The organism is Lichenibacterium ramalinae (assembly GCF_004137085.1).
In the GTDB taxonomy this organism is placed as follows: Bacteria; Pseudomonadota; Alphaproteobacteria; order Rhizobiales; family Beijerinckiaceae; genus Lichenihabitans; species Lichenihabitans ramalinae.
The window spans coordinates 66,993-85,875 of record NZ_QYBC01000023.1; the positions used below are offsets into that span (position 1 = coordinate 66,993).

Sequence of the window (18,883 nt, forward strand, 5' to 3'; positions counted from 1 at the left end):
TCTCTGGACGGCAGGGACGGCGCTCCCTCTCACACAGTCGGTCGCGGGCTGAGCTTTCCTCAGCCCCGAGACCGAAGCGACCGTCAAGTTGCGGTTCGGAGCGTACGCGCCCGATGATCGCGGGCTCGGATGCTGCGCAACCATCCTGGACGCCGTGGCTTCTTCACGTATGAACGAGACGAACTCCCCCGTAGCCCTGGTGGTCGACGACGATCCCCTGATCTGCATGGACGCGGTCGGCATGCTGGAGGATGCGGGCTTCGAGGTTCTCGACGCCCCCAACGTCGAGCTGGCCCTGGGTCTCCTGAGGGAACATCATCCCCGGCTGACGCTCCTCTTCACCGACGTTCAGATGCCGGGCGAACACGACGGGTTTCACCTCGCCCGCGAGGTGGCGCGGTGCTGGCCGCACATCTCGATCGTCGTGGCCTCCGGCCAGGCCAACCCTACGCCCGGTGACATGCCCCAGGGCGCGAGCTTCATCAGCAAGCCGTTCAGCGCCGGGGTCGTGCACGACGCGCTCCGGCAGATCGTGCCCGAGCATCGACGGCCGAAACCGCTGCGTGGGTGAGCGGTCACCCGCGATGACGTCAGGCGCGCAGCCGATCCTTGCTCGTCCGCAGGGTGACGACGACGCCTTCCGGTAGCCATCGGAACGCGATGGTACCACCAAGCTGGCCCGCCACGGAGTTCACGACCAGCCGGCTACCGAAGCCGGCATGCCCGTTCGGCGGATCGACCTCGGGGCCGCCGCGCTCCGTCCAGGTGATGACCACGTCATCTTCGTCGACGGTGCAGGAGACGTCGAGGATCCCCGTCGCCGCCGACAGGGCCCCGTACTTGATCGCGTTCGTCGCCAGTTCGTGGACGACGAGGGCCATGGTCGTGGCGGAGGCCTCTCCGACGAGCAACTCCGGGACCGTGATCCGGATACGGTCACTGGTGCGTTCGTCGCCTGCATAGGGCGCGAGAAGGATCGCGAGCAGGTCACCGAGGTGCGCCGCCCTCTCCGCATCCCCGGGGACTGGCCGGACTAGGTCGTGCGCGCGGTTGAGGGCGCCAAGCCTCAGCCTCAGGTCCCGGGACATCTCCTTCGTCGTCGTCGTCGAGCGTTCCGAGATCACGGTCAGGGCGGATGCGATCGAGAAGAGGTTCTTGACCCGATGACCCATCTCGCCCGCGATCATCTCGCGCGCTTCCTCGGCCATCTTGCGCTCGGTCACGTCGAGGAAGACCCCGAACATCTGGCGTCCGACGATCCCCTGGTCGTCGCCGCGCCCCCGGGCGGAGATCCACCGCAGTTCCTTTCCGCGTAGGATCCGGAACTCGACCTCATAGGCTCCCAGGATCTGCCGCGTCGAGGCGAACGCGGCCCTCACGCGGTCGAGATCCTCCGGATGGATGTGCGCGGACATGTCCTCGAACGTGACCGGCCCGACCGGGAGGCCCCAGAGCGCGTGTGCACGCTCGTCCATCGAGATCGCGTCGCTGTCGACGTTCCAGGACCATAAAGCGACGCCAGCCGCGTCGGTGGCGATCCTCAAGCGGTTCGCGTCCCACACCGGTGGTGGCGTCGTGCTTTCCGGAAGCTCGCGCTCTCCTTCGATCAGCAGCGACCCGAGGGCGTCGCACAACGTCGCGCGCTTGTAGGGCTTCTGCAGCAAGGGACATCCGAGGTAGGACTCCAAGAGGCCGGTCCGACCGTAGCCGGTCGAGAAGACGAACGGGATACGCCGGGTCGTCAACGCGTCGGCGACGGGATAGCTCTTCTCCCCGTTGAGGTTGATGTCGAGGATCGCTGCGTCGAAGTGCTCGATGTCGACGATGGCCAGGGCCTGGTCCAAGCGTGAGGCGGGGCCGACGACGGCGCAACCGAGTTGCCCCAACATGTCTTCCAGCATCCACGACACCATGACTTCGTCCTCGACGACGAGGATGCGTCGGCCGGCAAGCTCGCTGGTCATGTTCTCTCCGCCCGATCTCTCGGGGCAGGCATCATGATATCGCAGACGAGCCCGGTCGGTTCGTAGGCGAGGCGCACGTCTCCGTTCAGTTCCTGGGCCAAGCCACCCTCGATGAGGCGGCGGCCGAAGCCCTGGAACGTCGGTGGGGTCACCACGGGACCGCCGCTCTCGCGCCAATCGACACGAAGCCGATCTCCAGCTTCGAGCCGCCATGCCACGTCGACCCTTCCTCTCGTCGCTGCCGAAAGCGCCCCGTGCGCGATGGCGTTGGTGGCCAGCTCATGGAAGACCATGGTGAGGGTCAGTGCTGTCTTCGGCGGTAGTCCTACCTCGTCGCCTTCGATGTGAACGCGTGCATCCACCCCCAAGGCCTCGAACGTCTGGTCGAGGATCTCCCGCAGTTCGACCCTGTCCCAGTTTTCCGAACCAAGGAGGCCATGGGTCTTCGACAACGCTAGAATGCGTCCCTCGAAGGCGTCGATGACGCGCTCGTCGGCCATGCCGCGCAACGTCTGTCCGGCGACCGCCAGGACGGTCGCGAGGGTGTTCTGGGTGCGGTGGTTCAGTTCGTCGAGCAGGGAGCGCAGCCGCTCCTGTTCCTCCTTGTGGCTCGTGATGTCCACGAAGGAGGCGAAGTGCTGCACGATGGCGCCCGCGTCGTCACGCACCTGTGTGATGAAGATGGTGACCCAGATCGTCCTGCCGTCCTTGCGGTGGAAGCGGACCGGCGTTTCGAGGTCGCGGGCGCCCTCGAACGCCGTCTGGATCTCCGTCAACGCTTCCGGGTCGGTAGCCCGTTGGATCAGGAAGTCGAACTTCTGGCCGAGCACCTCGTGTTCGTCATACCCCGTCAGTGTGAGGAAGGCCTGGTTGACGAAGACGATCGGATTGTCCTTCACCTTGGCGTTGGAGAACACCATCGGCATCCGCGTCGTCTCGGCGGCGACGACGAAAGGGCCAAGGTCATCACGGAACCCTTCCACGTCGGATTCGGCGTGTTCCTGTTCGACCGCCTTATCGTGCTGGTCCGACATGGGCGTCGATCTCCCCGTTTCGCGAAGAAGGGTTGACCGGGTCGAGGGGTTCTTCCTTGTCGAGGAGCCGCAGCGCGGCGCGGACCACCTCGCTCGCTGTGCGGTAACGTCCCGCGGCGACCCGCGCGGCGACCGAACGCTCCAACTCGGGCGTCACCGACACGTTCATGGTCCTGCGTATCGGCATCGACTGATGGTCCTGGTCAAGGCATCACCAAGACCTGTGTCAATCGTTGTCACAAGGCTGTTTACCTCGCTTCCGGTCGTATTGTGCGAATAGTGGACATGCATAATTGCATTCGCGGCAGCTGGATCGAGGCGGCCTGGGCAAGCAGCTTCGAGGACCTCGACCATGCTGGCCGGATGGATCGCCGATCCGTGCACGGCCTCGAAGCCGATCAAATCGGATGGATGCTGGCTTCGCCTCCCGACCCTCTGTCGCGTCGACGTCGGATTTCAGTGCTGAACGCATCCGCCGGATCGGAATACGCGTGCGATGCGGCAGCTTGGATGCTAGGCGCGAGGCATAGGCCGAATGCGAAGACGATCGACGGACCACGATGCTAGACTGGGACGACTTGCGCTTCTTCCTGTCGGTCGCCCGCCACGGGAACCTCGTGACGGCTGCCAAGGAACTCCGCGTCGCCCAGTCCACGGTGGGACGGCGCTTGGCATCCTTGGAGTCGAGCCTCGGCGTCCGTCTCCTCGATCGAACGCCCGAAGGCTACGTCGCGACGCTGGCGGGGAAACAGGTCCTCTCGGAAGCCGAGCGGTTCGAGACGGGGTCGCTGGCCCTCGAACGCGAAGTCGGCGGCCGTGACGCCCGGCTGTCCGGCACCGTCCGCGTCACCTGTGCCGAGGGCGTCGCCAGCCACATGCTCTCGCCGTGTCTCGCCGCGATGCATGTGAAGCACCCGGACATCATGGTGGAGTTGATCCCCGACCTCCGCGAGTTAAGCCTTTCGATGCGGGAGGCGGAGATATCCGTTCGGCTCAAGCAGTCGAACCAGCACGACCTCGTCGTGCGCAGGATCGGCGTCCTGGGCTTCGGCCTGTATGCGAGCCCGGGGTACCTGGAGATGCACGGCGACCTGGACTTCGAGGCCGGGTGCCCGGGCCACCACATCGTCGCGCAGCTCGAGGATCTCCAGGACTCCGATCAGACGGGCTGGCTCGCGACCCTTGCGACGCGGGCCCGCATCTCTTTGCAGACGAGCAGCCATGAGGCGGCCGTCGTCGCGGCGGTACACGGGGGCGGTCTGGCGTGTCTGGCCCGGTTCCGGGCCGACCGTGAGGACGGTCTGGTTCGCCTCGTCACGCCGTCTGCGGTGCCGGACACTGGGATCTGGCTGGTCGCTCACAAGGACAACATGGGCAACGCCCGGATCAGGGCCGTCCTGACGCATATCACCGGGGGCATCCGCGCGATGTCGCCGCAACTCGATCCGCCAGAATAGTAGAGGCTTCGACTTCGGGTCCGTGATGGTTGGTTCAGGCCCTTAGAATCCCACGTCCTCCGGCGCGCCCTGTGCGTCGACGCCGGCGATCGCCGCCGCGACCAGCGCCGACGCGACGGCGTCGTGCAGGTCGGCGCGCGCCTCGTCGCGGTGACGCATCGGTGCGCTCTCGATCAAGAGCCACCGCCGTTCCCAGGCCGCCACCGCCCCGGCGGCCACCGCCTCCCAGTCGCCGAAGCTGGCGGCGGGCACGCACACGAGGGCATCGGGCCCTTCGGCCGGCGGGGGCGTCGCCACCACCAGCCCGAGCCGCGTCATGGTGGGCGACATCTGACGGGCGATGAACCCGAGGCAGGCCGAACGGTCGCCCTCAAACGCCGGGCGCTTACGGCGCGGTATCTCTACGACGTACGTCCTCACGGCATGGTCCCCCTCAGCATCACGTCCACGGATGGCCCCTCTCGTGCTCTGTCCCTCGATCTGCTGCGCGTCCCAACCTGCCGAAGGCGGCGGGACGGCCTCGATTCCGGCCGAGACTTGGTCAGATCCCGACGTGCTCCCCGACCTCGTCCAACCCCGTCACCGCGGCGGAGAGCAACGCCACGGCGATGGCGCCGACGAGGTGCCCGCGCGTGGCCTCCCGCTGACCTGGTGCCGCCGGGTCGATTAGGAGCCAGGATGCGTTCCAATCCTCGACGATGCAGGTCGCCCAGGCCTCGACCGTCCGATAGACCCCGAGCGGCACGGCGACCGTGACTTCTGGCCCCGCGGTGGCTGACGCATCGGGCCACCACAGCACCAGGCGCGTCGACGGAGGCCCGACGTGCCGTTCGACGAAGTCTTGCGCGAGGTCTCGGCTGTCGGTCTGCAAGAGCGTCCTCGCGTGACGTCGCGGCTCCTCGGTGACGACGAAGTCCTGCATGCTGATCCCCTGATCGCGGGCGATCCATGCCGCCCGACCAACTGGCGATTCGAACCCGTCGATTTCGGGCGCGCCTATCACGGCCGCTCTTCCAGGGTCGCGTGGGCGTCGCAGAGCGTCATCAGCCATTCGTCGACCTCGCGGAGTCGTCCCGGGGCGCCGCACCGCTCGCAGGTGAGCGCCGATCTCTCCTCGGCTCGATCGATGATCGCGCGCAGGAGGCGCCACACCCCGTCCGGAGGGCCCGAGACTCCGGCGAGCCCGCAGTAGACCCGCATGGAGCCGAACTTCGACTTCGTCGTGAATTCGATCACGCGCACGTGACTGCCTGGCCGTTCCACCGCAATCTCGGTCATGGCGAGATCGAGGGCCTCCAGCATGTCGACGAAGATCCCGGACCATCCCCGGCTGAGGCTCGCATAGGGGTCGACGGAGCGGATCCACGTGTGGCCGCGAATGAGCAGGTCGTATTCCGCCCGTGTGAGCGAGATGTCGCCCTCGGCTATCACGCCCCGCAGACGAAGAAGAAGGGGCAGCTCGGGCACCGCCGCGGGTCGGGCCTCGGCGCGAAGACGCCCCGTTCGATCTCGACCATGGCCTCGCGGTAGCGCTCGACCACGGCCTCGTCGTCGACGAGGTCCGCCTCGACGACCTCGCCGTCGTCGGGATCGAGCAGCTCGACGGTGACGCGCGCGTCCGGGAAGGCCTGCCGCGCCCCGATCGACAGCGCCGCCGCGAGCCCCGCGATGCGCGGCTGGTCGCGCCGGCGGACCCCGACGATCTGGATCGTGACGGCGCCCCACGGATGTTCGATGACGCGGTGGGGCCGCACGGCGATCCTTCCGGTCCCGACGTCGATGATCCAGGGCCCGCGATGGTGAATGGCGCCGACCTCGGTCGCCACGATCTCGGTGAGGCGGGCCACCATGCGGTCGGCGACGCCGCGGTAGTGGCGCTCGTGACGATGCCCCACGGGACCGTCCGCGGCCCAGGCCGTCGCCAGGGCGGCCTCCCCCTCCTCGTAGGTCGGCGAGGTCCCGGCGGTCGCGGCGTCCTCGATCCGCCTGCCCGCTGTCAGCACGGCGCGCATCAGCCGACGGTGGCCGGAGGGTGGTGACGCATCCGCGAGCCCGTCAATCGTCTCGTAGCGGTACCGAGCGGGGCAGCGCAGCCACGTGTCGAGTTCCCCCGTCGGGTAGACGGGCCGGGGCGCCTGGGGCGTCAGCGGAACGGCTGGCTCAGCGAGTCCGGGATCGGCGTGGCGGCTCGCTTCGATCTCGCCGACGTGCGCCAGGAACGGTGACGGCCGCGCGTCGCGGGCGTCGCCGTACCGCTCGGCGCGGCTGATCGTCAGGCTGTCCCGGGCGCGGGACAGCGCCACGAACCACAGCGCCCGTTCCTCGGCGTCGTGGTCGGACGCGCTCATGGCGAGCCGCGCCAGGTCGGGCGGCGGCGGGCAGGCGTCGCGGTGCTGCATGAGCGGCACGTGGCGCGAGGACGCCATCGGAAGATGGACAGCTGACCACTCCAACCCCTTTGCGGCGTGGATCGTCATCAGCCTCACGGCATCGTCCGTCTGGGCCTCGGGCGCCACCACACCGTGGTCGCGGCCGCCGCCGAGCGCCGCGATCCGACGGACGCGAGCGACGAACTCGGGCCGGTTCGTCCCCTCCTCGGCGGCCAAGCGGAGGAGCTGGTACACGGCGACGCGGTGCATCGGCGGCCGCGCGTCGTCGGCTAGGGTCGTCGCCCCGTGCGTCTCGAACAGCCACTGCGTCATCGCCGTCCAGGCGGTGGCGGCCGGACCGGCGGCCGCGAGGTGACGGCCGAGCAGCGCCAAGCCGCGCGCGGCGGCCGGGTCGACGCCGGGGACGGTCCGCGCCCGACGCAGCGCGTCGGACGTCGAGATGCCCTGCTTCGCGGCCCAGCGGATCACGGCGATGACGGCAGGCCGGGGCACGCCGTAGGGCGGCCGGGTGGCGACGCGCAGCAGGCCGAGCCCGCCGGGCTCGGCGTCGATCGACACGACGGCCAGCAGGTCGCGGATCTCGTCGCGGACCAGGAGATCGCCGAGATAGGAGATCGGGACGCCGTGGCGCTCTAGCCCGGCGCCTATACGCTCCAGCACCCGATGCGTGCGGGCGAGGACCGCCTGGTCGCCGTAACCGATGCCATCGGTCCGCAACTCCTCGACCCGGTCACGGATCGCCACGACCTCGCCGGCGAGCGTCGGGGCCGACAGGAGGCGCACCGGCCGGCCCGAGGGGCGCTGAGCGGTCCAGGTCACCGCGCCGCCGGGCATGGTGGAGGTGAAGGCGGCGAAGGCGGAGACAACCTCAGGCGTCGCACGATAGGTGCAATCGAGCGCCATCGTCGAGCCGCCGAACGCGTCGGCGAAGTCCGCGACGGCGGTCGGGTCGGCGCCTCGGAATCGGTAGACGCTCTGCCGCCCGTCGCCGACGGCCCACAGTGTCGTGCCCGGCCCGCAGAGCGACTGGAGGAGGCTAGTCGCCGCGTGATTCAGGTCCTGGACCTCGTCGACCAGCACATGCGCGAACCGGTCGCCGTAGTGACCGGCGATGTCGTCGTTCTCGGCCAGCAGCCGCGCCGCCACCGCGACGAGGTCGCCGAGGTCCAGCGCGTCTTCCTCGTCGAGAAGGCGCTGGTAGACGGCGTAGACGGCCGCGACCTCCTCGGCGATGGCCACCGCCTCGCCTTCCCCGTCGAAGGCGGCCGCCCGGGCAGCGGCGGCGTAGTCTTCCGGCGTGACGAGCTCGTCCTTGCACCGCTCGATGGCACGGAGCACGGGCGCCAGCCCCGTAGCGGGGTCACGCAGGTCGCGGAAGATGGCGAGCGGCAGGGCCCCGAGGTGACGCTCGAGCAGCTCGAGCGCGCCGTCACGGTCGAGAACGCGCGGCCGTGGACCGCGACCGATGCGGTGGTGCCAACCGTGGATCACCTCCAGCCCGAAGGCGTGGATGGTTCCGATCCACAGCGCGCCCGCCGCGTCGGGCGCCGCTTCGGCAACCCGCTCCCGCAGCTCGGCGGCAGCGCGGGTCGAGAAGGTGAGCACCAGGAGGCGCGACGGGGCCACGCCGTCTGTTAAAAGGTGGACGATGCGTCCGACCAGGGTGGCGGTCTTGCCCGTGCCCGGCCCCGCCTCGACGAGCAGCGCGCCGCCGTCCCAGGTCGCTGCCTCGGTCTGGACGGGATCGAGCGGGTGGCGGTTCGAAGGGCGCGGCGCCGGGGCGCGAAGCGGCGGCAGGCACACGGCGCGGATCGACTGTTTCGTGACGACGTGGGCCGGCAGGCCGAGGTCGCGGGCGATCTCTGCCGGCCGCCGGCCGCGGTCGACGAGTTCGGTCCGGAGCCAGTCGGCCGGACACAGGAACTCGCCGGCGAAGACGTCGGCCGCCATCTCGCGCCGCTCGCGGTGCGAATAGCCGACGATCCGGGCGGCGGCGCCGGGCGCCGCGTCGACGGAGGTGACCTCCACCACCGGGTCGTCGCCCATCTCGTGGTGCCCCACCTCGTGGGCGATGACGATCTCGCGCCGCCCGGGCGGCAGGGACGCGTCGACGCTGATGAGCGGCCCGACGCGTTCGTAGACGCCGAGGATGCCGGGACCGAATCGCGTCCCGGGCTCGAACGGCACGACCTCGATGTCGCGAAGACGCGCCGCCGCCGCCACGATGGCGACGGCCGCCCGGTCGCCGCCGGCCTCTTGGAGCGCCTCGGCGTGGCAGGCGCGTGCCCGGAGGCGGACCTCGGCCCAGGGGTCCACGGCTCAGTCCTCCAGGAGGGTGAGCCACAGGTCCTTGCTCGCTGTCGCCATCGTCGGGTCGTCCCGCACGATGTCGGCGAAGCGACGGCGCGGCGCCGAGGGACCGCCCTCCGCCTTCGCCGGCCCCATGCGGGGCGCGGCCGCCCGGGTCGCCGCGTCGACGGCGGCCACCGTGGTGCGCAGCGCGTCGGCCAGGGCGGCGAGCAGCGCGACGGGCGCCGGCATCACGACGCGGCCCTGGACGAGGTCGACGAGCGGCGCCCGTCCGAGGCCCAGCGCGCGGGCGACGCGGGGGACGTCCGTGGCGGCGGCGCTCATGAGCGCCTCGAGTCCGGGCGATGCCTCGACCTTCGTCGCCCTGGCTCGGGCCGATTCAAGGGCGCCCAGCGCGCTCGCCTGCGTGCGGGCGAGGAGGCCGTCCGAGGTCTCCGGCCGGAGGTGACGGTCCTGGATCCCGGCGAGCAGCGCCTCGGCGTGGGTGCGGATGTCGTCGGCGTGGTCGGGGTGTCGTTCGATCCAGGACGCGATGTCTGCGGCGGTCGGGCGCGAGCAGGCGCGGTGGAAGGCGGCGATGACGTCGTCGCGTGGGGTGGTGGTCGCATCGGCCATGTCAGGCTCCGATCTCGAGTTCGGCGGCCAGGATCTCGCGCGCCTCGCGGACCCACTTGGCTGCGGTCTTGGGGTCGCATCCACACACGGTGGCGACGCAGACGTCGCCGGCCCGCACGCGCATGCCCTCGGCGTAGAGGCGAAACGCCAAGCGCTTTTTCGGGTCTCGGATCCTGCTAATCACGTGGGAGACGTCGATCGAGCCCGCCCCGCCGTCCACGCGGCGGCCCGGGGGGACCAGTGTCTCGCCGTCCTCGTCGACGGCGAGGGCTGGGTGCCGCCGGTGGTACTTCCCCTCGGCCCGGGCCGCGTCGATGCCCCTGTTCCTGACCCTTGCCCAGAAGTGCTCGACCAGCTCGGGGCCGTCGGCGGAGGCAGGGTCGAAGATGGCGTCCATGATGACGCCGTGGGCGCGTTCGACGACGTCTTCGCCTTGGTTCGGGTGGTCCGTGCCGATCAGGCGGCGCAGACGCCGGGTGATGCGGTTGGAGACGTGGAGCGTCAGCGCCTGGACGAGCCGTTGGTCGCCGTCGAGGAACAAGGCCCGCAACGCGCCGACGATTTCGCCTGGCGGGCAGTCGCCGAGTTCGCCCGCGGCGACGACCGCCGCCCACCCTGCCCCGTCGGCCGCCTCGGGCCACCTGTCTCGTGCCATGCGCTTCGCCTTCCGCTCGATCCGGGCGGTCGAGCCACCCGAACCGTAGGCGAAGCGGAGGGTTGATTGTCGGGCTTGTTCTTGTTTTGTTCCCGCTATCCACAGGCGACGCCGTACCGCTCTGGCGGTCAGTGGTGGCTTCACCGGCGACATGATCGCTCGCGGCCCTCAGTCTCAGTCTTAAGACTTCCGGATTGCGACCAACTCACCGGACGGGCACCAGAACTCGCCCTGCCAGTGATGCCATTCGGTGCCCGGCATGTGAATGCGGACCAGGGATCGGTCGCCATCAAGCCGGACAACCTTTACCCTGAACACCCCCCCGAGCCCTGACGGGATGGTGTGGGTAGCCTTCTCCGATCGTCCCGCCGGGGTCGTCTCCGGTGCGATACGGAGCCTTCGGACCGGAGAGGCCGCCCCATCTCGTCTACGCCTTGAACTCTCGCTCCTGCTTCCCGGTTTTGTCATGATCCACTGGGGTTAGACGGGCTTGGTCGCTCGCCTTATTCCCCGGCTTGGCGGTCCGACTCACCGCGCGGTCGAACAGGTGTCTGGTCAGCCTCTCCCTCACGACTGGATCGGTCATGATGATGTTGCCGAGCTTGTTCTCGCGCTGCATCCGGCGGACGAGCGCGTTGAACATCTTCTGATTGAAGAACGGGAATACGACGTCACGCGGATTGTTCCGCAGCATCTCCGTCATGTCCTCGTCGTCCGCTACCGTGTCGCCGTCCTCCTCGAACTTGCGCATGTCCTCCGGGCGGAAGTCGGTGCCGTGCCTGTCGTTGAAGACCCGCACTATTTCCGACAGGGCCTCCTCTTCCTCCTCGGCGATCCCACCGCCGAACTCGGTGATCGGGTCGAGCGCTCTGCCCGCGGTGGGGGTGAGCGAGGCGTCCTGCTCCTCTCGCGCGACTAGCCGGAAGGCGCGCAGCCGGACCATGTCGTCGGTGATCTCGTTGTCGCCGGGCACCTCGCGCTCGGGCAGCAGGCGTAGGAGGTAGCCCACGTAGGCATCGAGCTTCTCGATGTCCGTGTCGGACAGGCTGACGATCTGGGCCACGAAGGCGTAGAATCGGCTGAAGCTCCGGGCGGTGCTCCGGAACTCCTCTTGGCGACCCTCATCCTCCTCCTCGAACCTGTCGATGGCAGGACGCAGCAGAGCCTGGAGCCCGATCCGGTCCTGGGCCGTGAGGTCCCCCTTGAAGTAGATCCGGGCGAATGCCTCGACGTCGTCGCGGTCGATGATGCTCGAGCCGCGCAGCTTGTTCTCGAGCACGTACACCTGATTGAGGTCGGACCGCTCGCTCAGCGTGGTCGACTGGTAGAACGGCTCGAAGGCTCCCTTGATGTCCTCGACCTCGTTCTGGAAGTCGAGGATGAAGGTCCGGCGCTTGTCGGTCGTCGTGCGATTCAGCCTCGATAGTGTCTGCACGGCCTGGAGGCCCGCTAGCTTGCGGTCGACGTACATGGCCGCGAGCTTCGGCTGGTCGAAGCCGGTCTGGTACTTCTCGGCGACGATGAGCACCCGGCAGTCCTGCTCGGCGTCGAACCTCCCCGGCAGCTCGGTTTCTGAGAAGCCGTTGATCCCGGCCTCGGTGTAGCGGTGGCCGTCGACCTCGAGTTCTCCCGAGAAGGCGACCAGCGCCTTCATGTCGGTGTAGCCCTGTTCCGCGATGTGGTCGCGCATGGACTGGTGGTAGCGCAGCGCATGCTCGCGGCTCGCCGTCACCACCATCGCCTTCGCCTGGCCGCCGATGTCGGCCATGACGTGCCGGCGGAAGTGCTCGACGATGACCCAGACCTTCTGGTCGACGGCGGTGGGATGGAGCGAGGCGAACCGCGCGACCTTGGGCCGGGCGCGGCGCACGTTCATCTCGGGATCGTCGTCGACGGCCTTCTCCAGCGAGTAGTATGCCTTGTAGGTCATGTAGGACTGGAGCACGTCGAGGATGAATCCCTCCTCGATCGCCTGCCGCATGGGATAGGCGTGGAAGGCCCGCATCCGTCCGCCCGGCCCTGGGCGGCCGAAGCGCTCGAGCGTCACGTTCCTCGGCGTCGCGGTGAAGGCGACGTAGCTGACGTTCGGCTGCGGGCCTCGGCTGCGCTGGTGTTCGGCGATGGCCTCTTCGACCGTGGCGCTTGGGTCTCCCCCACCCAACGCCGCGCCCAACGCGGTCGCGTTGGCCCCTGACTGGGACCCATGCGCCTCGTCGACCAGGACCGCGAAGGTGCGCCCGCGCTGGCCCGCGAGCTCCTTGACGTGTTCGGTCCCGAACTTCTGAATCGTCGTGATGATGATGCGGGCGCCGCCCTCGATGGCGGCCTTCAGCTGTCGCGAGGTGCCGTCGATCTTCTTCACGAGGCCGGGCGTCTGCTCGAACTGGCTGACGGTCCCTTGGAGCTGGCGGTCGAGCACGATGCGGTCGGTCACGATCACGACCGTGTTGAAGACCGGCTGGTCGACGTCGTCGTGGAGCGAGATGAGGCGGTGTGCCGTCCAGGCGATGGTGTTGGACTTGCCCGACCCGGCCGAGTGTTGGACGAGGTAGTTCTGACCGGACTTCTTGGCTTTGGCGTCCGCCACGATCGCGCGCACGGCCGCGAGCTGGTGATAGCGGGGGAAGACTACGGCTTGCTTCTTGGTGCCCTTGTCGTCCTCGGTCTTTTCGACGTGGACGAAGCTACCGAGGATCTGCAGCAGCACCTCCCGCGAGAACACGGCCGGCATCTCCGGCTGGTCGGCCCAGAGGTATCCGACCCGGAAGTCGCCAGGGATGTCCGGGTTGCCGGCGCCCCCGTCGCGGCCGCGGTCGAACGGCACGAACTTGGTCTTGCCGTTCTCGAGCCGGGTGGTCATCGAGGCGTTGTCGTCGTCGAGGGCGAAGTGCACGACCGCACCCCGCTTGAACTCGAGGAGCGGCTCGTTGGCCGGTGGCCTGTCCTTGCGGTACTGGTTCTCGGCGTCGCGCAGGGTCGTCCCGGTCGGCTTGTTCTTGATCTCGATGGTGACGACCGGGATGCCGTTGACGAACAGCACGACGTCGATCTCGTTGCCATTTCGCGCGCTGTAGCGGACCTGGCGAATGACGCTGAGGATGTTCTTTCCGTAGCGCGTCACGAGGTCTGCGTTGACGCCCGAAGCGGGCGCGAAGGCGCACACGTCGAACTTGATGCCGGGGACGAACTTCAGCCCTTGGCGGAGGAGGCCGATAGTGCCGGTCGCCTTTCGGGCGCGTTCGACACCCTCAAGAAAGGCCTGCTCGGAGGAACCGGCATACTGAGCCACGAAGCGGTCCCATTCGGACTTTTGTGTCTCTTGGACGAACCGTAGCAAGGGGCCGGAGTCCAGGGCGCGGCCGACGTGGTAGTCAGAGGCCGTGCGGAGTTCGTAGCCCTGCGCCTTCACGAGCCGTTCGACGAAGTGCTTTTCCAACACCTCTTCGCGATGCACTCCCGCGTTTCCCGTCATAGCGCCACCTTGAGGCCGTCTGTGCTCGTTGATCCAGCTCGGCCAGCAACTTCCAGCTCTCCATGGACCGCCGTGGTGATCAAGGCGGTTTGATACTGCTTCAGCTTGACGAGGGAGGCGTGTACTTTTGAGGCGACCTTATCAGCGTCGGCTAGGATCGACACCATCTGCGAGGCTATGTCCATTTGCTCCTGCAGAGAGGGGATAGGAAGGAGTATTTGCCGGAACTGCTCCCAGTATAACCTTAACCGAAAGTCGACTATACCCTTCGAACCTTGACGCATTTGCTCCACGTACAGGGGGGTGCGTAGCAGGTGGTAGTAGTAGCTGCCGTGTAGCTCTGTTCGAGGCTTCGCGACTACGTAGGCAGGGCTAACGGCGCCGTCCACGGTGGATACACCTATCCCGCCCTGCCAAGCGCGCATCATGTTGTAGACGAGGTAGCCTGGACGGATACGCTTATAGCTCGTCCTATCTTCGATGAGGTTGGTCTTGCGATCTTTGTCTTCGTCTTCGAGCTGTCGATCGGAGACTCCATGATGTATCGAGACGGAGAGGATCGGTTGATCGTCACCGTTCGGCTCGTTAACTTCTTGGAACAGCAGACCGGCTCTGCGGGTTCGCCAATGGTCTGGCAGACCGATTATTCGGGTAGGGCGACCTGTTGTCGGCGAATATTCGAAAGTGGCATTGCCCATGGCCAGCACCATCGCTCGTTGGCGAGCTTTTTGATGGATCAGGCTTATCTGGCGACGCTTCTTGTGTGTGAGATCCCTGATGCGGTCGGTTTCCGCATCGAGATAGTCAGCTATCCGCCGCTGTGTTTCAAGCGACAGATTCGGGCATTCGAAGTCCTTGATCGAGTTGTCGGAGATGCGCTTCAACCCTCCAGCGCCTGTCATGCTGGCGTTCCCAGCATCGATGAATGTAGCGGACGACAGCAGGTAGCGAAGGTATCTCGGGTCTATTCTCTCGGCATTCGGTCGTATGACGTGAACCTCTGAAGTCGCGAACCCGATTCGGTTCGGCAGCTTCGGGATCAGCGCCTTCTTGCCGTTCTCGAAGCATGGCGTCACCTTCGCCAGGAGAAGATCGCCCTCGGCGAAGTAGTTGTAACTGCCGGTAGCCAGCTGCTCAGCTGGCTTTTCTAGCGTGATATCAATTCCCCCAACTCCGTCAGACAGTGCATCCATAGGCGCGAAGGTCACATCTCCAAGCCCGGCCATGTCTCCGGCTTCCGTCTTCGACGGATTGAGCCTCACGCTAAACCTAAGACGGCTCATGCGACGGTACCCTGGAGCAGCTTGGCGATGTCCGACTCCAAGGCGGCAAGTTCGGCCTCTATCCCGCTTAGGGACGGCAGTTCTTCCCGACGATAGAAGTACCTGTTGAAGCTGATCTCGTATCCGACGCGACCGACTTTTTCATCGATCTCGTCTTTGTAGCCTTCATCGACCCAGGCGTCTGACACGTATGGGGTAACCTCCCTTGCCACATAGGTGCGCCAATCCTCCTTGAGTGGGATCAACTCGTAGTCGCGTAGCTCCGGGTCCGCCTCTATCCTTCCATTCTGCCCTGCACAAGCTGCTGCCTCCTCGTCACGCTCTGACAATGCTGAGAGGATAGCTTTCTTAATGGGCGCCGCAATCTTAACACCAGCACCCTGCGAAGCCTTCATGAGCGCCTTTTCGAACTGACTGGCATCCTCGTAGGGCGTTGACGTGATCCAATTCGTCAAAAGATTTATGATGTCATCCTGAGATTCATCGGTGAGCTTCAGGAACGTCTTGTCTCGCCTGATCCGATCGATTCTCTCCGAGCTCGCTTGATAGTTCAGGCGAAGGGGACGCTCGATTCGGACCTCTCGATATCCGAAGTCAGTGCTGTCGAAGATCTTCGACACGTTCGCCCACTCACTGCCACCGTTCTCCATGTTGTGGAAAATGCGGACGATGGTATCGCGAGCCTCCTCAGGGATCTCCCGCCGCTTAGACCCCAGGTTACGGCGCAGCGGCTTCCAGAACTGCTCGCCTGAGGCATCGATGAGCTGCACCTTGCCCTTGCGTCTGGCCTCTTTGCGGTTGCTCAACAGCCAGACATAGGTCTGGATTGGTGTGTTGTAGAATAGGTCGGTGGGCAACGCGACGATGGCTTCGAGCCAATCGTTCTCCATGATCCAACGACGGATCTCGCTCTCTCCGGATCCTGCGCCACCGGTGAACAGAGGAGACCCGTTCATGACGATGGCGATTCGTGATCCGGCCTCGTCCTCGCGCATCTTCGAGATCATGTGTTGCAGGAACAGGAGCTGGCCATCTGAGACGCGCGGGAGCCCGGCTCCGAAGCGCCCGTTCTCGCCGAGCGACTCGAACTCAGCCTTGATCGGCTCCGCGTACTTCTTCCAGTCCACACCATACGGCGGGTTGGCCAGCATGTAATGGAAGCGCCTGTTCCGGTGGGCGTCTTGCGACAGAGAGTTGCCGAAGGCGATCTGCTCAGGATCATGCCCTTTCACGAGCATGTCGGACTTGCAGATCGCGAAGGATTCCTCGTTCAACTCTTGCCCGAACAACTGCACCTTGATGCGGTCGTTCATCTTATGCAGCCGCTCCTCCGCCACCGCCAGCATGCCGCCGGTACCTACGGCACAGTCGTACACGGTGCGGATGATGCCTGACCCTCTCAGGGCGTCCTGGTCATTGATCGTTAGCAGGTCCACGACGAGGCGGATAACCTCTCTGGGGGTGAAGTGCTCGCCTGCCGTCTCGTTCGAGATTTCCGAGAACCGGCGGATCAGATCCTCGAACAGGTATCCCATCTCCACGTTCTCGAGCTGGCCGGGGCTGAGGTCGAGTTCCTGGAACTCCTCGAATACCTTCCAGAGAAGCTCAACCTTCCCGAGCCGCTCGATCTGGCCGACGAAGGCGAACTTGTCGATGAAGATCTCCTTCAGGCTCGGCGAAAAGCCCATGAGGTAGGCGACGAGGTTCTGCTGGACCTGAGTGGGTTCCTGACCCTTGATCACGTCGAACGAGAGGCCGCTAGTGTTGTAGACACCAGGGCCCTTGCCCGCCGCAGTCGACAGAATCGCGTCGCGCGCGGCATCGTCAATGCCGGCGGGAAGGCCCATCGCGGCCTCCGCCACCGCCGTGCGGACGTCAGCGATCAGACAGTCGAGGCGTCGGAGGATCACGAACGGCAGGATCACCTTGCCGTATTCGAAACGTTTGAAGTCACCTCGCAGGAGGTCAGCCACGCCCCAGACGAACCCCGCCAGGTTTCGGACCTTGGTCTCGTTCAACGCCATCTCACACCACACAACGCTACGATGTGGGCGCCACCGGCCCAGGCGCTTGTGGCCGTGGTTCCCCCGTGTCGCCCGAATCGGCAGACTCTTTGGTGATCATAGACCAGAGCGCGACCCACAAATCATCATCGCGACTCCGATGGTTAACGTCTGGACGTACGCATCCGGCCAGCACCGCAGGTCAGGGCTGCCGCGTGAGTTCGGTCTCGCGGAGCACGTGTGCGCCGCGTCAGACCGCTTGAGCCAGGGCTGCGGTAGTTCGGATGACCTTCCAATTTCAGGGCAGCAGTTCGTCGAGGTGCTTGGCAGGGTGGTCGGGCAGCCGAGCGAGCACGTCAGCCAGCCAAGCCTGGGGATCGACATCGTTGAGTTTGGCAGTCTTAATCAGTGTGTAGATAGCGGCGGCGAGATGGCCGCCCGCGTCCGAGCCGCAGAAGTTCCAGTTCCGTCCGCCGATGGCGATCCCCCGCAACGAGCGCTCGGCCGCGTTGTTGCTCATGCAGATCCTGCCGTCGTCGAGAAAGCGGGTGAAGGCTACCCAGCGGGTCAGGATGTAGTGGGTCATTGCTTTACCGATCGACACGCGGTAGGTGCGCCCCACTAAAGACCGATCAGTCTGTGGTCGAGGACAGCTACGCGTCCTCAGGCGACTTGAGACGCTTTCGCGCCTACCCGCTCCGCGAGTTCGATGAGGACGCCGTCGCCTCGAAGGCGCCATGCGCCGTTTCCTTCGTGGATCGGCACGAGCACCTCGACCTCGTCCCTGGCCAGGGCGTTCCTCACGAGGCATACGCGATAGGTCGCCGCCCTGGCGCGCATGGTCGCGTACTCGTTCGGGCTGAGCTCGAAGTGCACGACCTCACCCAGGTGGCCCTTCACCTCGAGCTGCAGCTCCTCTCCCTCCCTCGTCGCCGTCATGTCCCAGCCGACGTTGTCGCGATGCACGAAGCGCACCTCGTAGCCAAGGCTTCGGAAGTGCCGTCGGACGGCCTTCATGGAACGGTCCTCGATCGCCCGGATGAGGTCCTGGTCAGGGGGCATGCGGCCGCCCGGTCCGGCCGGCCGGCGTCCGCGGAGCGACCCAAGGTAGGTCCGAGCCTTCGCGGTCAGCGCGGCCGCGGCGGGGGTGGCGTCACCCCCATACCAGACGTTCGACTGGCCCGGGTAGCCGCGGCCGTCGACCGGCGCGTAGGGCACCGTCCAGTGTCTTTCGGCGGGCGCCAGGAGGAACGCGTCGTCCTCGTCGACCTCGCACAGGTACTCGATCGGATCGCCGCCTGAGGCGGGGTCGGGACGTCGTCGGTATGCTCGATGGAAGACGGTGGCACCGAGGTAACAGCCCACGATCACCTGCGGCGCTCCGGGGCCACTCCTGGCGAAGAAGCCGACGTCGACGCCCGGTAGTTCGTCGCCCTCCTCCCAGTCGCCACCCTCCCTCGCGGCGATCCGGCCAAGGTCGAGCCCGGCGAAGTACCTCGACATGACGTAACCGAAGCACCTGCCTCCCACCGGCGCGAAGTTCCACATCTCGCCGCCAGTGCCGTTCTCGACCACGTGGGATCCACCCCCGACAATCGGCGCTGGCCCGTCGTAGGCGTCCATCCAACCCACGCGGAACAGCAGAAGCGGCGCAGTCATTACGTGTCCTCCCATCCCCGCCCCGAGACGGGGGCTTGCGG

Annotated in this window: 15 protein-coding genes and 1 pseudogene; 2 read left to right on the forward strand and 14 right to left on the reverse strand. The window is 66.6% G+C overall.

Annotated features, from left to right (window positions below; translation table 11 throughout):
* Positions 1-199 precede the first annotated feature (199 nt).
* Positions 200-571: a response regulator gene (locus tag D3272_RS22710; RefSeq protein WP_342634198.1), complete on the forward strand. Its 372-nt coding sequence runs from the start codon at positions 200-202 to the stop codon at positions 569-571.
* Positions 572-590: 19 nt separating this feature from the next.
* Here the strand turns inward: D3272_RS22710 and D3272_RS22715 are convergent, their stop codons facing one another.
* The 3 genes from D3272_RS22715 to D3272_RS22725 are packed head-to-tail and all read right to left on the reverse strand — an operon-like array spanning position 591 to position 3,167.
* Entirely contained in the window at positions 591-1,964 is a 1,374-nt protein-coding gene (locus tag D3272_RS22715; RefSeq protein WP_129221500.1) for an HWE histidine kinase domain-containing protein, read from the reverse strand.
* Positions 1,961-2,998 carry an HWE histidine kinase domain-containing protein gene (locus D3272_RS22720; protein WP_129221501.1) on the reverse strand — a complete coding sequence of 346 codons (1,038 nt, stop codon included), beginning with the start codon at positions 2,996-2,998 and terminating at the stop codon, positions 1,961-1,963. The genes D3272_RS22715 and D3272_RS22720 overlap by 4 nt, the downstream gene beginning before the upstream one ends.
* On the reverse strand, positions 2,979-3,167 hold the full coding sequence (locus D3272_RS22725; protein ID WP_129221502.1) for a type II toxin-antitoxin system ParD family antitoxin: 189 nt from the start codon (positions 3,165-3,167) through the stop codon (positions 2,979-2,981). The genes D3272_RS22720 and D3272_RS22725 overlap by 20 nt, the downstream gene beginning before the upstream one ends.
* 409 nt (positions 3,168-3,576) lie before the next feature.
* On the opposite strand from D3272_RS22725, the gene D3272_RS22730 reads away from it, so the two are divergent.
* Positions 3,577-4,455, forward strand: coding sequence for a LysR family transcriptional regulator (locus tag D3272_RS22730; RefSeq protein ID WP_165361486.1), 879 nt, complete (start codon positions 3,577-3,579; stop codon positions 4,453-4,455).
* Positions 4,456-4,497: 42 nt separating this feature from the next.
* On the opposite strand, the gene D3272_RS22735 is transcribed toward D3272_RS22730, so the two are convergent.
* From D3272_RS22735 to D3272_RS27510, 11 genes and pseudogenes are all read right to left on the reverse strand, one after another.
* Positions 4,498-4,875 carry a hypothetical protein gene (locus tag D3272_RS22735; protein ID WP_207210290.1) on the reverse strand — a complete coding sequence of 126 codons (378 nt, stop codon included), beginning with the start codon at positions 4,873-4,875 and terminating at the stop codon, positions 4,498-4,500.
* 121 nt (positions 4,876-4,996) lie between these two features.
* Complete coding sequence (locus D3272_RS22740) at positions 4,997-5,458, reverse strand: hypothetical protein (RefSeq protein ID WP_129221505.1); 462 nt, start codon at positions 5,456-5,458, stop codon at positions 4,997-4,999.
* Complete coding sequence (locus D3272_RS22745; RefSeq protein ID WP_129221506.1) at positions 5,455-5,757, reverse strand: hypothetical protein; 303 nt, start codon at positions 5,755-5,757, stop codon at positions 5,455-5,457. The genes D3272_RS22740 and D3272_RS22745 overlap by 4 nt, the downstream gene beginning before the upstream one ends.
* A 125-nt stretch (positions 5,758-5,882) precedes the next feature.
* Complete coding sequence (locus tag D3272_RS22750; RefSeq protein ID WP_129221507.1) at positions 5,883-9,161, reverse strand: UvrD-helicase domain-containing protein; 3,279 nt, start codon at positions 9,159-9,161, stop codon at positions 5,883-5,885.
* Positions 9,162-9,164: 3 nt separating this feature from the next.
* Positions 9,165-9,770: a hypothetical protein gene (locus tag D3272_RS22755; protein WP_129221508.1), complete on the reverse strand. Its 606-nt coding sequence runs from the start codon at positions 9,768-9,770 to the stop codon at positions 9,165-9,167.
* Position 9,771: 1 nt separating this feature from the next.
* Positions 9,772-10,578, reverse strand: coding sequence for a hypothetical protein (locus D3272_RS22760; RefSeq protein ID WP_129221509.1), 807 nt, complete (start codon positions 10,576-10,578; stop codon positions 9,772-9,774).
* 274 nt (positions 10,579-10,852) lie between these two features.
* On the reverse strand, positions 10,853-13,879 hold the full coding sequence (locus D3272_RS22765; RefSeq protein WP_245496733.1) for a type I restriction endonuclease subunit R: 3,027 nt from the start codon (positions 13,877-13,879) through the stop codon (positions 10,853-10,855).
* A gap of 14 nt (positions 13,880-13,893) precedes the next feature.
* Complete coding sequence (locus tag D3272_RS22770; protein WP_165361487.1) at positions 13,894-15,123, reverse strand: restriction endonuclease subunit S; 1,230 nt, start codon at positions 15,121-15,123, stop codon at positions 13,894-13,896.
* A gap of 53 nt (positions 15,124-15,176) precedes the next feature.
* A complete protein-coding gene (locus tag D3272_RS22775) occupies positions 15,177-17,198 on the reverse strand; it encodes a type I restriction-modification system subunit M (RefSeq protein WP_245496734.1) in 2,022 nt (673 codons plus the stop codon).
* Positions 17,199-17,481: 283 nt separating this feature from the next.
* Positions 17,482-17,781 (reverse strand): annotated as a pseudogene (locus D3272_RS22780) (transposase domain-containing protein); the annotation flags it as partial.
* Between the two features lie 65 nt (positions 17,782-17,846).
* The gene (locus D3272_RS27510) at positions 17,847-18,806 is read right to left on the reverse strand and encodes a protein NO VEIN domain-containing protein (RefSeq protein ID WP_165361488.1); all 960 of its coding nucleotides are present in this window, start codon (positions 18,804-18,806) and stop codon (positions 17,847-17,849) included.
* Positions 18,807-18,883: the final 77 nt, after the last annotated feature.